14 protein-coding genes are annotated in these 14150 nt (G+C 70.6%); 5 read left to right on the top strand and 9 right to left on the bottom strand.

What is annotated here, in order from left to right; genetic code table 11:
• Positions 1-196: 196 nt before the first annotated feature.
• Positions 197-1054, bottom strand: a complete 858-nt coding sequence (locus ACIQCY_RS13135) for an SDR family oxidoreductase (protein WP_400484331.1) — start codon at positions 1052-1054, stop codon at positions 197-199.
• A 257-nt stretch (positions 1055-1311) separates the two neighbouring features.
• Here ACIQCY_RS13135 and ACIQCY_RS13130 point away from each other — a divergent pair, with 257 nt between their 5' ends.
• The gene (locus ACIQCY_RS13130) at positions 1312-2394 is read left to right on the top strand and encodes a Gfo/Idh/MocA family protein (RefSeq protein WP_400484379.1); all 1083 of its coding nucleotides are present in this window, start codon (positions 1312-1314) and stop codon (positions 2392-2394) included.
• Positions 2394-3146 carry a ThuA domain-containing protein gene (locus ACIQCY_RS13125; RefSeq protein ID WP_400484330.1) on the top strand — a complete coding sequence of 251 codons (753 nt, stop codon included), beginning with the start codon at positions 2394-2396 and terminating at the stop codon, positions 3144-3146. The genes ACIQCY_RS13130 and ACIQCY_RS13125 overlap by 1 nt, the downstream gene beginning before the upstream one ends.
• On the opposite strand, the gene ACIQCY_RS13120 is transcribed toward ACIQCY_RS13125, so the two are convergent.
• Positions 3143-3787 (bottom strand): nucleoside/nucleotide kinase family protein, encoded by a 645-nt coding sequence (locus ACIQCY_RS13120; RefSeq protein ID WP_400484329.1) that lies wholly within the window; start codon positions 3785-3787, stop codon positions 3143-3145. The two genes, ACIQCY_RS13125 and ACIQCY_RS13120, sit on opposite strands and share 4 nt — an antisense overlap.
• A gap of 147 nt (positions 3788-3934) precedes the next feature.
• On the opposite strand from ACIQCY_RS13120, the gene ACIQCY_RS13115 reads away from it, so the two are divergent.
• Positions 3935-4564 carry an SGNH/GDSL hydrolase family protein gene (locus tag ACIQCY_RS13115; RefSeq protein ID WP_400484328.1) on the top strand — a complete coding sequence of 210 codons (630 nt, stop codon included), beginning with the start codon at positions 3935-3937 and terminating at the stop codon, positions 4562-4564.
• Here ACIQCY_RS13115 and ACIQCY_RS13110 read toward each other — a convergent pair.
• Positions 4561-5337, bottom strand: coding sequence for a hypothetical protein (locus ACIQCY_RS13110; RefSeq protein ID WP_400484327.1), 777 nt, complete (start codon positions 5335-5337; stop codon positions 4561-4563). The two genes, ACIQCY_RS13115 and ACIQCY_RS13110, sit on opposite strands and share 4 nt — an antisense overlap.
• Before the next feature lie 232 nt (positions 5338-5569).
• Here ACIQCY_RS13110 and ACIQCY_RS13105 point away from each other — a divergent pair, with 232 nt between their 5' ends.
• Complete coding sequence (locus tag ACIQCY_RS13105) at positions 5570-6823, top strand: amidohydrolase (RefSeq protein ID WP_400484326.1); 1254 nt, start codon at positions 5570-5572, stop codon at positions 6821-6823.
• A gap of 45 nt (positions 6824-6868) precedes the next feature.
• Positions 6869-7183 carry an MmcQ/YjbR family DNA-binding protein gene (locus ACIQCY_RS13100; RefSeq protein WP_400484325.1) on the top strand — a complete coding sequence of 105 codons (315 nt, stop codon included), beginning with the start codon at positions 6869-6871 and terminating at the stop codon, positions 7181-7183.
• A gap of 34 nt (positions 7184-7217) precedes the next feature.
• Here ACIQCY_RS13100 and ACIQCY_RS13095 read toward each other — a convergent pair whose 3' ends face one another.
• From ACIQCY_RS13095 to ACIQCY_RS13070, 6 genes are all read right to left on the bottom strand, one after another.
• On the bottom strand, positions 7218-8213 hold the full coding sequence (locus ACIQCY_RS13095; protein ID WP_400484324.1) for an acyl-CoA thioesterase: 996 nt from the start codon (positions 8211-8213) through the stop codon (positions 7218-7220).
• A gap of 86 nt (positions 8214-8299) precedes the next feature.
• A complete protein-coding gene (locus ACIQCY_RS13090; protein ID WP_400484323.1) occupies positions 8300-9346 on the bottom strand; it encodes an alcohol dehydrogenase catalytic domain-containing protein in 1047 nt (348 codons plus the stop codon).
• 48 nt (positions 9347-9394) lie between these two features.
• A complete protein-coding gene (locus ACIQCY_RS13085; protein WP_400484322.1) occupies positions 9395-11020 on the bottom strand; it encodes a BCCT family transporter in 1626 nt (541 codons plus the stop codon).
• A gap of 328 nt (positions 11021-11348) precedes the next feature.
• Positions 11349-12551 (bottom strand): MFS transporter, encoded by a 1203-nt coding sequence (locus ACIQCY_RS13080; RefSeq protein ID WP_400484321.1) that lies wholly within the window; start codon positions 12549-12551, stop codon positions 11349-11351.
• Between the two features lie 173 nt (positions 12552-12724).
• Entirely contained in the window at positions 12725-13045 is a 321-nt protein-coding gene (locus ACIQCY_RS13075) for a hypothetical protein (RefSeq protein ID WP_400484320.1), read from the bottom strand.
• A gap of 113 nt (positions 13046-13158) precedes the next feature.
• Entirely contained in the window at positions 13159-14079 is a 921-nt protein-coding gene (locus tag ACIQCY_RS13070; protein ID WP_400484319.1) for an AEC family transporter, read from the bottom strand.
• Positions 14080-14150 lie beyond the last annotated feature (71 nt).

Here is a 14150-nt window from a genome sequence, read left to right as displayed (position 1 = left end):
GGCGCCGTCGTTCCCTGCGCGGCATGGGACGCAGTGCTGCGGCTTCCTGCACGGCCTTGGTTCTCGGTCGGCCCGATTCCTCGGCGTGTTGCGCTGCGACACGGTTCTTCCGCGTCAAGCGCGTGCACGAAGCCGCAGCAGGGGCCGCCGCCCCGCCGCCCCGCAGCCCGCAGCAGGGGCACAGCGCCACTGGAGGCTACGCGCCGAGCAGGTCGCCGACGTACTGCCGGAGCGGCGTCGTGGGGCGGCCGATGATGCGCGAGAGCGTGCCGTCGCTCTCGGCGAGGAGGCCCTCGGCGATGTTCGCATCGAGCGCCGCGACGAAACCGGCGGTGCCGTCGTCGAGCCCGAAGCCCTTCAGCGCGGCGATGTGCTCCTCGGTAGAGACCTGGTTCACGGTCACGTGGTTTCCCGCGACCTCGGAGACGGTCGCGGCCAGCTCGTCGAAGTCCCACGGCTCGTCGCCGCCGAGTTCGAGGATCTCGCCAGCGTACTCGTCCGAGAGCAGGACGACGGCGGCGGCCTCGGCGTAGTCCCTGCGCGTCGCACTCGCGATCTTCCCGCGGCCCGTGCTCGTCAGGATGGATCCCGTGGTGGCCGCCTGGCGGATGGTGTCGTCGTAGTTCTCGGTGTACCAGTTGTTCCGCAGCACGGTGTAGGTGAGGCCCGATCCTTCGAGCAGCCCTTCGGTGGCCTTGTGCTCCGGGGCCAGGACGAGGGCGGAGGTCGAGGCCTTGGGCGCGCTCGTGTACACGAGGGAAGCTCCCGCCTTGCGGGCCGCGTCGATCACGGCCTTGTGCTGCACCGAGCGCTTGCCCATCTCGTTGCCGGAGATGAGGAGGACCTTCTCGGCGCCGACGAAGGCGTCGTCCAGGGTGGACGGGTCGGAGTAGTCGACGCGCGCCGTGCGGATCCCTTTCCCGGCGAGCTGGGCCAGGGCGTCCTCGTTGCGGCCGCCGGCAACGATGGTGGACGGGTCGACGCCGCGGGCCAGCAACTGTTCGATGACCTGGCGGCCGAGGTGGCCTGTGGCTCCCGTGATGACGATGGTCATGTGTGTCCTCCTGTTCGGGCACCCGTGCGGTGCGGCTACAGGCGGTAACCCGGGCCGTGCCGGGATACTTCCCGGCCAGGAGGAATCGCGGGGCGGCGGGGAACCCGTGGACAGGACGCGCATCAAGGCGGTAGGACTGCTGGAGGGGCTCACACCGTAGCCGCCGGACCCGACAGCGAAGGACCGCACCCTTGGATGAGCACGTGAGCCACGAGAAGGCGGGCGACCCGCCTTCGACGAGCGGGCAGGTGGGCGACGTGACCCCGGCAGGTGGCCGGTCCCGCCTGAAGGTGGGTGTGGTGGGGATCGGCTGGGCCGGGCGCCAGCACCTGGACGCGTACGCGGGCAGGGACGACGTCGAGATCATCGGGGTGGCCGGCATGGAGCCGGACCTCCTCGCCGAACTCCGCGACGAGTACGGCGTCCCGCACGCGGTGGCCCGCTGGGAGGACCTGATCGCACTCGAGGGGCTCGACGCCGTCAGCGTCGCCGTCCCCACGTTCCTCCACGCCCCGATCACCGTCGCGGCCCTGGCCAGAGGCCTCCATGTCCTCAGCGAGAAGCCGATCGCGCGCAACGGCGACGAGGCCCAGCTGATGGTCGACGCCGCACGCAGGGCCGGGCGCGTCCTCGAGATCGCCTTCAACCATCGCCGCCGCGGCGACATCACGGCGCTCAAGCGGGTCATCGACGACGGCGAACTCGGCCGCCCCTACTACGCGAAGGCTTCCTGGCTGCGCCGCTCCGGCATCCCGTCCCTCGGCAGCTGGTTCACCAACCGGGACATGGCCGGCGGCGGCCCCCTCGCGGACATCGGCGTGCACGTGATCGACTACGCACTGCACCTGCTCGGCGAGCCCAAGGTCCTCTCGGTCTCGGCGTCGGCCTATTCGGAACTCGGTCCGCAGGGCCGTGGCGGCGGGACCTACGGGGCCCAGGCCGCGGGCTCGGCCTTCGAGGTGGAGGACTTCGCCTCCGCGTTCATGCGCCTCGAGGGCGGTGCAACCCTCCTCGTCGAGGCGGGCTGGGCCGCCTACCGGGAACCCGAGGACCTGATGGACTTCCGGGTCTACGGGACCGACGGCGGTGCTGCGCTGAGCCGGGTCGGCGGGCCGCAGGACGCCGTCGAGACGCTGCGCGTCTTCACCGAGAAGGGCGACCACGAGCCGGAGGTCGGCCCGTCCCTCGGCCACCGTGGCGTCGTCGACGACTTCCTCGCAGCCATCCGCGCGGGCGCAGCCGAGTGGGGACGGCATGACGGCTCGCTCGCGCTCGACCGGGCCCGCATCATCGACGCCTGTTACGCATCCGCAGCCCAGCACCGGGAGGTCCATCTCTGATGGCATTCGACACCAAGCCCACCATCCTCGTCTGGAACGAGGGCGTCCATGAGGCCCGCAACGAACCGGCGACCATCGGGGAGATGTATCCGCGCGGTATCCACGGGGCTGTCGCGGAGGCCCTCGCCGGGTACTTCCCCGGCTCGGACATCACGACGGCGACCCTCGCCGATCCCGAGCACGGGCTCACGGAGGAGCGCCTCGCCGGGACAGACGTGCTGCTGTGGTGGGGGCACATCGCCCATGGGGAGGTCTCGGACGAGGTGGTCGAGCGCGTGCAGCGCCACGTCCTCGGAGGCATGGGCCTCGTGGTGCTGCACTCGGGCCATTTCTCGAAGATCCTCACGCGGCTCCTCGGCACCACGTGTTCCCTCAAATGGCGGAACGACGGCGAACGCGAGCTGGTCTGGACGGTCAAGCCGTCACACCCGATCGCCGCGGGCATCGAGAGCCCCATCGTCATCCCGGAGCAGGAGATGTACGGCGAACTCTTCGACATCCCCGAGCCGGACGATCTCATCTTCATCAGCTCCTTCGCCGGCGGCGAGGTGTTCCGCTCGGGCGTGACCTTCTCCCGTGGCAAGGGCCGGATCTTCTACTTCAGCCCCGGCGACCAGGAATACCCGGTCTACCACCACCCGCAGATCCAGCGCGTGCTCGCCAACGGGGTGGACTGGGTGGCGCAGCCCGGCGTGGCCCGCGCCGCGCCCGACGTCGGAAATCCCGCGCGGGACTGGTTCCTGGCGGACTAGGGGAGTACCCACGAGGAGCAGTCGAGGATCCGGTCCGCGGCCTCCCTCGTGGCCTCGACGAGGGAGGCGTTCGCCCCGTCGACCCGGAGCACCCACTCCTCGGCGGCAGCGGGTGACTTGCCGAACTCGATGTGCCGCGCCACGAGCCGGCTGCGCCGCAGCACCGGGTCGACGTCGATGAACCAGACCTCGTCGAGCTGCCGGCGCGCATCCCGCCAGCCGGGCCCGTCGACCAGCAGGTAGTTGCCCTCCGTGACGACCGTCGATACGGAGGGAGGGACGGGCAGCGCGTTCGCGAGGGGCTGCTCGAGGTCGCGTTCGAAGGCCGGCGCGTAGACGGTGTGGTCCGGACGGCTCCGCACGCGAGCCAGCAGCGCCGCGTACCCGTGGGCGTCGAACGTGTCGGGGGCGCCCTTCCGCTGCAGGAGGCCCCGGCGCACGAGTTCCCGGTCGGCGAGGTGGAATCCGTCCATGGGTACCTGTGCCCACGCCGCCGGATCGAGCGCGGCGAGCGCTGCCGCAACGGTGGACTTGCCCGAGCCGGGTGTGCCGGTGATCCCGATCAGCCGGCGCCCGTCAGGCGGTGGGGGAGGCAGGAGGGACACGAGGTCCCGCACTCCGGTGGCGACGATCGGCCTCACGTGATGTCCGTCCTGTCCGTTCCTCCAGGGCCGCTCGTGGCCCTGTCCTTGTACTCCATCCTGCCCTCCCCTGCCACCGGATGGAGGACTGGCTTCACGGGCGAGCTCCCGGTGACGATGGTGGGATCGACCTGACCAGGAGGGTGCATGGGACACGTGGTGCTGCTCGGGGATTCCATCTTCGACAATGGACGGTACGTCGACGGGCCGGACGTCGTCCGGCAGGTGCGCGGGGCCCTGCCGGAGGGCTGGAGGGCCACGCTGCTGGCGGTCGACGGCGACGTCACCTCCGGCGTGGCCCGCCAGCTGCACTCGCTGCCGGCGGACGCCACCCACCTGGTGGTCAGCGTGGGAGGGAACGACGCCCTCGGCTACCAGCACCTGCTGCAGCGGCCGGTGCGCGGCGCCGCCGAAGCGCTGCTGGCCTTCTCCGCCGCACAGCAGGACTTCGCGCAGGGCTACGAGGCGATGATCGACGGCGTCGCAGCGGCAGGCCTGCCCCTCGCCGTCTGCACGATCTACGACACGCCGTCCTCGGAGCCGGGCTATGCCGTCATCCGCACAGCGCTTTCGTTCTTCAACGACTGCATCACGCGCGCAGCCTTCGCCCGCGGCGTGTCCGTCGTCGACCTCCGCCTGGTGTGCGACGACGACGGCGACTACGCGAACCCGATCGAGCCCTCCGTGCAGGGCGGGGTCAAGATCGCCGCGGCGATCCGCGCGTTCCTCCTACCCGATCCCGGCGTGCGGCGATCGTCCGTCATCGCAGGCAGCTAGCCTGCGGGACGCAGCGACGTGATCATCGTCCTGAGGTCCTGGTACTCCTCCGTCTCCATGTAGGCCTCGGGAGTGTCGACGTGCTGGGGCTTCCCGGGGTAGATCTCGAAGGGATCGTAGACGCCGCCGAAGGCCGCTCCCGACGGTGGCCACGTGAAGAAGTGCGAGATCGGGCAGGCCGACTCTCCCGTGGGCTCCGGCGCGGACGTGATGCCGTAGGCGAGGATGGACGCCGCGACCGGATCAGAAACGGCCGGGTCGGTTCGCCCCTCGAAGGTGAACCTCGGTGTGCCCGAATCCTGCGCCAGCGCCGGAAGGGCCTGGGAGTCGAGGAGCGCGTACGGGAGTTCCGCGGGGCAGACGGCCCCCGTGACCAGGTTCGTCCGGAGGGTTGCGAGCCGCCTGCCGGCCGGGTCTTCGACGACGACGAAGATGCCGTCGGGCGGAGTCTCCGGTGCGTCGGCGACCGTCCAGTCCGCCGGATGATCGAAGGCCAACGTCCCGTCCGTCGTCGTGTACGTGGTCCAGATGCCGTCCGCAGTTGGTGCGGCCGGTGGGGCAGGGGACTCCGTGGCCGGTGCGGTGGACGGCGTGGGCGTAGCGGCGGGAGTGGGCGCCGCCGGGGCGGCGGATTCCGCCGGGGACGTGGCGGCCGCGGGCCGGGCCTCCTGCGTGCTGGAGCCGCCGGCATCGGTGCCGGCGCAGGAGGACAGCAGGACAGCGAGGCACAGTGCCCCTGTTGACACCAGTGCCGGGGTGGCTGAGGTACCCATGGTTACTCCTTCGTAGCGTGGGTCGACGCTCCATGGTGGCGCCCGCGTACGGGACGCACCAGCGTCGCAACAGGATCGTTGTAGAGCCCTCGCATCGTTGCTGATCCGTGCGCACACCGTGACCGCGTGGTGATGGGATCGTGACGCTGCGGCCCCGGGCTTCCCCCGGTCCGCCCTCCCCGAAGCAGGGCAGGCATGGTGCGCGGCGCACGGGTATGCGTAGGGTCGGAGGATGCAGCCCGATCAGATCATCGCCCTCCGCCGCCGCTTCCATGCCCATGCCGAACCCGGGTTCCTCGAGTACCGGACGGCGTCCGTGATCCTCGCCGAACTGGCCGAACGGGGCGTGCGGGCCACCACCGGGGCGGACGCCATCGACGTCGGGCGCATCGCCCTTCCACCCACGCAGGCCGAGAAGGACGAGTGGGGCCGGCGGGCCGTCGAGGCGGGCGCGGCGCCCGACGACGTCGCCTACTTCCAGGAGCACGGGACCGCCGTCATCGCGGAGCTCGACGGGAACCGGGACGGCCCCACGTGGGGGCTCCGGGTGGACATCGACGCCCTGCCCGTCGACGAGGAGACAGACGCCGGCCACGCGCCCGTGGCCGGCGGGTTCCGGTCCACGACGCCGTTCATGCACGCGTGCGGACACGACGGGCACGCGGCGATCGGGCTGGCGCTCGCGGACCGGCTGCGGGACCGGGACTTCCCCGGCCGCGTGCGCATCATGTTCCAGCCGGCGGAGGAGGGTGTCCGCGGTGCGCAGCCGATGATCGATGCCGGGGTCACGCGCGGCGTCGACCGCATGCTCGCCGTCCACCTCGGCGGTGACCTGCCCACCGGGACCGTCGTCGGCGGGGTCACGGATGCGATGGCCACCACGAAGTGGACGGCGCGGTTCGAGGGGGAGGCCGCCCACGCGGCGGCCGCCCCGGAGAAGGGACGGCACGCGCTCGCGGCCGCCGCGCAGGCAACCCTCGCGATCCTCGGGCTCACGCGCTTCGCCGCGGCGGACACCCGGGTCAATGTGGGGACCTTCCACGCCGACGGCAGCGCCAACATCATCCCCGCGCTCGCCACGATCACCTACGAGACGCGGTCGACGTCGAACGAGGTCCTCGAGGACCTCAACCGCCGGGCGGAGGCCGCGGTGCAGGGGGCGGCGCAGATGTACGGCGTCACGGCCGCCACGAAGGTCTATGGGCGGGCGGCCGTGTCCCAGCCCGACGAGGCGCTGCTCACCGACGTGGCCCGCGCGGCGGACGGTGTGCCGGCCATCAGCACCTTCACGCCCAAGGGCGCCTCCGGGGGCGGCAGCGACGACGCGCACCTGCTCATCCGCGACGTGCAGGAGGCCGGAGGGCTCGGCACGTACATCTTCGTGGGGGCGGCCAACCCGGCCCCGCACCACCACCGCCGGTTCGATATCGACGAGGACGCCCTGGTCATCGCCGTCGACCTGCTCGAGCGGCTCTTCCGGGGCTGACCGAAACCGCTGGACGGCCTCCGTGCCCGGTGCCATGGTTGGTTGATGGTCACCGAAGACGACGTACGGTCCGTGTGCCTCGCCCTGCCCGGTACCTCCGAACGGCTGAGCTGGAACCGGCCCGCCTGGTTCGCGCGGACCCTCTTCGCGCGCATGTGGGACGACACCGTCCTGACGGTCAAGACCACCGAGCGGGACGCGCTCCTCGCGGCGCAGCCCGGCGCCTTCCTGATCCACCCGCACCACGAGCAGTACGAATCGCTGGTGCTCGTGCGACTCGGCCGTATCGGCCATGACGAGCTGACGGAACTCGTCGAGGAGTCCTACCGGATCGCAGGCGCGCGGGCCCGGACGGAATGATCCCGGGGCGGATCCGCAGGGACCCGTAGCTGCCTCATCCGCCGTCCGGAACCGCCCTGAGGTGGGTGGGCAGGACGCTCCCGGGAGCGCCGCTGCGGATGAGCTGCAGGTTGCGGGCGTGCTCGTGCAGGCGCTGGTCCTCCTCCGAGCGCGGCACCCAGGGCGGCACCGGGACGGCCGTCCCCTCCTCGTCCCGCGCCACCATCACCGTGAGGCACGTCGTGGTGAGGTCCATCTCCCGTGATCTGGGGCTGCCGGAGCGCACGTGGACCGCCACGTGCATGCCCTTGTGCCCCGTGTAGACGAGGCGCGCCTCCACCTCGACGACATCGCCGATGCGCAGCGGCTTGAGGAACCGGACGCCGCCCGAGAACACGGCGACCGTGTCGAGCCCGCAGTAGCGCGCGGAGCAGACGTACGCGGCCTCGTCGATCCAGTCCATCACCGTCCCGCCGTGCACCTTCCCACCCCAGTTCACGTCGGTGGGAGCGGCGAGGAACCGGAGGACCGTACGGTCCGCGGTCCCCGCGTCCGTGTATTCCTGGCGACGCATCTCTTCGACGATCCGCTTCCGGACGTCGATGCGCGCCACGGCATGATCGCTCTCCAGCCGCTCGGCATCGGTCCGTGGTTCGAAGGCGGGGACGGGCACCGGTTTGCCGTCGGGCGCCACCGCCACGAAGATCACGAGGCACTCACTGCGCTTCCCGCCGTCGTTCCCCGACACCGAGCCTGAGGAGACCACGGTGCGGATGTGCATGGAGGACGTGCCGGTGTGGACGATCGTGGCTTCCACCTCCACCAGGTCGCCGACGACCACCGGGTCCGCGAAGTGGATGTTCCCGACGTAGGCCGTCACGCAGTAGGTCTTGGCCCAGCCGACGGCGGCGGCATAGGCGGCCTTGTCCACCCACTCGAGCACGGTCCCGGCGTCCACCGACCCGCTGTGCCCGAGGTCGGTGGGCGAGGCGAGGAACCTCAGGGTGACCGAATTCGACGCCGTGTCAGCGGGGGAGGAGGAAGCTTCCATGACCCAGTATCACCATGCCGGCGGCGCAACCGGTAGCGCGGCCCCCGACCCGTCCTCTCGATCCGACCGTCTTCTCGATCCAGCGGTCAGCACGACGTGACGTCGACGACGGTCACTCCGCCCGCCGAGCGGTCATCGGCCATCGCCAGGAGGGCGTCCGGCACCTCCTCGAGTGGAATCCTCCGCTCGATGAGCTCCTGCGGGCGGAGTTCGCCCGCGGCCACGAGGTCCAGCAGGCCAGGGTAGTCCTGCGCCGGCATGCCGTGGCTGCCGAGGACGGCGAGCTCCTTACCGATGACCGTACCCATGGGGATCACCGGATCCGAGGGGAAGAGTCCGATCTGCACGTGCCGGCCGCGGGGGCGCAGCGACAGGATGCCGACGGCGGCCGTCTCCTCACGCCCGAGGGCGTCGACGGACACATGGGCGCCCGACGGCGCTGCTCCGCGCACCGCCTCGAGGACCGCGGCCCGGGTCAGGCCCGACGAGTCGATCGTCGTGGTGGCGCCGAAGCGGGCGGCGCGCCGCAGCGCCGTAGCGTCGATGTCGACTGCCACCACGTCCGCTCCCAGGGCGGCGCCGATCATGATGGCGCTCAGCCCCACGCCGCCGCACCCGACCACCACGAGCGACTCCCCGGCAACGAGGTGCGCCTGGTGCACGAGCCCGCGGTAGGACGTGGCGAACCGGCACCCGAGGAGTGCGGCGGCACCCGCATCGAGGGAAGCCGGCACGGGGATGAGGTTGGTGTCGGCGTCGTGGAGGGCCACGAGGTCCGCGAACGAGCCCCAGTGCGTGAAGCCGGGCTGGGTCTGGTTCCGGCACACCTGGCCGTTGCCCGAGACGCACTCGGGGCAGTGGCCGCACGCGCAGACGAAGGGAGTCGTGACGCGGTCCCCCACGCGGAAGCGGTGCACGTCGTCACCGAGCACCGTGATGGTGCCCACGAGCTCGTGGCCGGGCACGTGCGGGAGGGAGATGCCGTCGTCGTGCCCCAGCCACCCGTGCACGTCGCTGCGGCACAGGCCCGTCGCCTCGACGCGGACGACGACGCCGCGGGGCGACGGAACGGGATCGGGAACGTCCCGGAGGACGGGACGGGCGGAGAACTCGTCGAACCAGACAGCGCGCATCGCACCATTCTGCCCCGCGGGTTCCCCGCCCGGCACAGCCACTCGGTGTCAGGACCTCGGCTGGGCCGCCCTTCGCACCACGCGGGAGCCCGTGCGCCGTGCGCCGGTGATCAGCGGGTCCTTGGAAAGGTCCATCATGAGGGCCACGCAGAGTCCTATCATCACCAGCAGGAACGGGGCGGCGGCGATGATGGTCAGCGTCTGCAGGGCCTCGAGGCTGCCCACGGACAGCAGGATCGCCGCGACACCGCCGGTCAGCGCGCCCCACATGATGGTGAGCCACTTGCGCGGGACGGCTGCACCGAAGGAGGACAGCGATCCGAGCACGATCGACGAGGCGTCAGCACCGGAGATGAAGAAGACGGCCACGAGGATGACCACGAGGATCGAGGTCACCGAGGCCAGCGGATACTCGGCGAGGAGCGCGAACATCGCCGACTCCTGGCTCTCCGCGTTCGCTGCCGCGATGTCCACCCCGTTGTCCTGCAGGCTGAGGGCCGAACCGCCCCACACGCCGAACCAGATCACGCTGATGACGCTGGGGACGCCGACGACGCCGATGATGAATTCCCGGATGGTGCGCCCGCGCGAGATCTTCGCGAGGAAGGACCCGACGAACGGCGTCCATGACACCCACCACGCCCAGTAGAAGATGGTCCACGCCGCGAGCCATTCGTGGCCGCCGAAGGCGCCGGTGCGGGAGGACATCTGCGGGAGGCCGATCAGGTAGCTGCCCGCCGAGGCCGGGATGAGCTCGAGGATGAAGACGGTGGGTCCCACGACGAACAGGAAGAACAGCAGGGCCAGGGCCAGGATCATGTTGCCGTTGGAAAGCCACTTGATGCCGCGGCTGACGCCGCTGACGGCGGAGACGATGAAGCAGACGGTGAGGATGGCGATCAGGGTGACCTGCAGGGCCAGGCTGCTGCCCATGCCGAAGACCTCCGTGAGCCCGCCGTTGATCTGCAGGACGCCGAGTCCGAGGGACGTCGCCGAACCGAAGAGGGTCGCGAAGATCGCGAAGACGTCGATGGCGCGCAGGGCCTTGGGTGTGGGACGGCCGCGGAAGAGCGCGGTGAAGGCGCCGCTGAAGCCGGTGCCGCGGCCCTTGCGGAACGCCGAGTAGGCGAGCGCCAGGCCGACGACGGCGTAGATGGCCCACGGGTGGATGGCCCAGTGGAACAGCGTGTAGTTCATCGCCTGCCGCGCCGCCTCAGGGGTGCCCGGTGCGATGCCGTCGACCGGCGGCGTCAGGTAGTGGGAGATGGGCTCGGTGACGCCGTAGAACATGAGCCCGATGCCCATGCCGGCGCTGAACATCATCGCGATCCAGGACGCCCTGGAGTACTCCGGCTTCTCGCCGTCCTTGCCGAGGGGGATCCGCCCGTACTTGCTGAAGGCGAGGAAGAGCGCGAAGACCACGAAGCCGGTGGCCGTCAGCACGAACGCCCAGCCGAAGTTCTTCACGAGGCCGTTCAACACGGAGGTGGTGATGTTCGAGAAGCCCGTGGGGAAGATGACGGCCACCAGCATCAGCAGGATGACGATCGAGAGTGAGATGAAGAGGACAGGCTTGTCCAGCGCAGCTTTCACGGGCGCCTCTCCTGGAGGGGCCTCGAAGGGCGTGTCCTCGCTGGGCGGTGATCCTTGAATGGGCTCGGTGGAATTAGACATATGGCTTAGGGTACGCGGGCGGCGCCGGCCGGGTTCGGGTGAATTCCGGCCCGAGGAGTCCTTGTCGAAGCTCGCTGCAGGTGGGTCGCGCTTCCGCCTTCGGTGCCGTGAACCCGAGGATGCGCAACCACGGTGACTGCCCCTGTTCCGCGCGCCTCCGGCGATCCCGCCGTGTCGCAGCGGGTCCGGACCTCCCCTGCGGGGCACGGCGCCCGACGCCGACGGAGGAGCCGCCCTGCGGACCCGCAGGCCGCCTGTCAACTGATCCCGATGTGACAAATCCCGCACTTCTCGGGCCCGGACGGCGCGGGAACGACGCCGCCCGGGGTCAGCCGGCCCGGAGCCGGTGGCGCTCCCTGCGATCCTTCACCGTGTCGGTGGCGAGGCTCAGCCCGAGCCCGACGGCGACGAGCAGGATCATCACGAACGGGAGGACGTCGAGGCCTATCCCGTCGAGCAGGAGCCCGCCGAGGAGGGCGCCGCCGCCGATGCCCACGTTGAACGCCGTCGTCTGCAGTGCGGCGGAGAGGTCACGCATCCGGAAGGATGCCGTCCGGAGCATGCGGGTCTGCAGCATGGCAGGGATGCCGCCGAAGGCCGCCCCCCACACGATCACGGCGATGAGGACCACGACGGTGTTGGTGGTGGCGAGGGCGAGCGTGAGGACGGCGGCCATGACCACCAGGACCACGCCGACGAACGCCTTGCGGGGAAAACGGTCGGCGGCGTAGCCGGCTCCGACGAGACCGATGATGCCTGCACCGCCGTAGAGGAAGAGGACCAGCGCGATCCCGCCCGGCGCGAAGGACGAGACGTCCGTCAGCCAGGGGGCGATGTAGGTGTAGAACGTGTTCTGTCCGGTGAGGATGATGAGGATCACGGTGCACAGCAGGAGGACGGCCTTGAGGCTCGGATCCCGGTGCAGCGGGACGCGCTCCTCGCCGGCCTTCCGTTCCACGTGGTGGTTGACCGGTGGAAGGAACTTCACGATCACCAGGGCGAGGACGGCGACCACCACTCCGATGATGGTGAAGGCGGCACGCCACCCGAGCGCGTTGCCGATCGCCGTTCCCACCGGGACGCCGAGCACGAACGCCGCCGTACCGCCGCCGGCCGTGATGGACACGGCCTTGCCCAGCTGGTGGGCCGGGACGAGGTGCGCGGCGTAGGCGGCAACCACGGCCCAGAACAGGCCGTGCGCGAGTCCGCCGAGGATGCGCGCTGCGACGAGCACGCCGTAGGTCGGGGCGACGGCTGCGATGATGTTCGCCACCGCGATCACCAGCAGCACGACGACGATCAGCGACTTCCGCGAGAACCGCTGGGTGATGGCGGCGAGCGGGGTGGTCGCGACGACGACGGTGCCCGCGAAGATCGTGACGAGGTAGCCGGCCGTCGAGAGGCCGACGTCGAGGTCCCGGGCCATGGCCGGCAGGAGGCCCGTCGGCAGGAACTCGCTGGTGACGGAGACGAAGATCGCCCCCGCGAGGGCCAGGAGTCCGACGTAGGGAAACGGTGCGGCAGTCTTCACCGGCAGGGAGGAAACAGACAAGGGGTACCAATCATGGGGATTCCGGCGGTCGTAGCCCCGGCTGCACCGTTGGAGACCGAAAGGGCGTGCTGAGGTCAAGCCTAGTGAAGGCTTCGACTACTGCCTCAACACCGCGGCTCCCGATGACATTCCTGCCGTGCGGATCCTCCGCCTCAGCTGCGGGCCTGCCCGTGCCCGCCCGCGTGGAGGCCGGACTCCCCGGCGTCGTCGTTCCCGGCAGGGGCTTCCTCGGTGTCATCCCCGCTGTCGTCCTGCTGCGGGACGAGCGAGAGGCGGGGCCCGGCGTCGCGGTCATCGAGTTCGTCGGCGAGTTCGTCCTTGCGGAACGCCGTCTCGGCGTCGATCTCCCCGGTGGTCGTGAACTCGTGGTCGATCTCCCGGTGGACCTTGCTGTTGAGGACCTCGACGTCCTGGTCCCGGAGCCGGCCGAGGTCCGCGGGGAAGGGTTCTTCGGGGGAGATCCTGCTGTTCATGGCCATCCAATCTAGGGGCCGTGAACTGCACGGCGACGGTCTGAATGGTAGGTGCCCGCGGCGGTGGTGACAAGCAGGGTGCTTATGGCCCTGTCCGTGGAGGCGCAGGCCGATCAGGCGAGAAGGGCCGCGACCACGATGAGCGCCGGGATGGCGAGCACCGAGGAGAGCAGTACGGTGTCCCGGGCGAGGGTGATTCCGCGCCCGTATCTGCTGGCGAACATGAAGACGTTCTGCGCCGTAGGCAGGGCGGACACGACGACGGCGCCGAGCAGCCTCTCGCCGTCGAGCCCGAAGAGGAAGCGGGCGATCAGGTAGGTGGCCACCGGCATGAGGGCGGTCTTGAGGGCCGTGGCCGCGAGGACCTGCAGCCGGTCAGGGCTGGGCTTGAGCGGGCGGCTGCCGGGCAGGGACATCCCGAAGGAGATCAGCACCATGGGGACGGCCGCGCCGCCGATGAGCGCCAGGGAGTCCCAGACCGGGGCCGGGGGGCGGAACCCGGTGGCGGAGACTGCGACGCCCAGCAGGGACGCGATGATCATCGGGTTCCGGAAGGGCTGTGTCAGGACGGCGCGCACCGAGGGTTTCCGGCTGGACGTGAGGTCGAGGACCGTGAGGTAGAGCGGAGCCAGCAGCAGCAGCTGCACCAGGAGTACGGGTGCGATCAGCGTGGCGTCGCCGAGCGCGTAGACGGTGATGGGGATGCCGATGTTGTTCGCGTTCACGTAGGACGACGCCATGGCGCCGATCGCCGTCTCGGCGGCGGCCCTGCGGAACAGGAGCCTGCCGACCAGGACGTAGAGCCCGGCGATGGCGAGTGAGGAGAGGAGCGCGATCGGCACGTACTCGGAGAACACCGCCGCGAGGTCCGCATCCGCCAGGACGGTGAAGAGCAGGGCCGGGTTGGTCACGAAGAACGCCACCTGGTTGAGCGCGAAGCCGGCCTGCGGCCCACCGATCACGAGGCGCCCGGCGATGTACCCGACGAGGATCACGGCACCGACGACGGCGAATCCGCCCAGCAGTCCGAGCATCCGTTCTCCCTCCCCACGGGCGGCCGCCCTGGTGCGCCCCCTAAAGAACCTAGTGCGTCCTCCGGCCCGCG

Origin of the sequence: Arthrobacter sp. NPDC092385 (assembly GCF_044755105.1) — a bacterium.
In the GTDB taxonomy this organism is placed as follows: Bacteria; Actinomycetota; Actinomycetes; order Actinomycetales; family Micrococcaceae; genus Arthrobacter_D.
The sequence above is the reverse complement of the archived record's forward strand: the minus strand, read 5'-3'. Positions and strand labels throughout refer to the sequence as shown.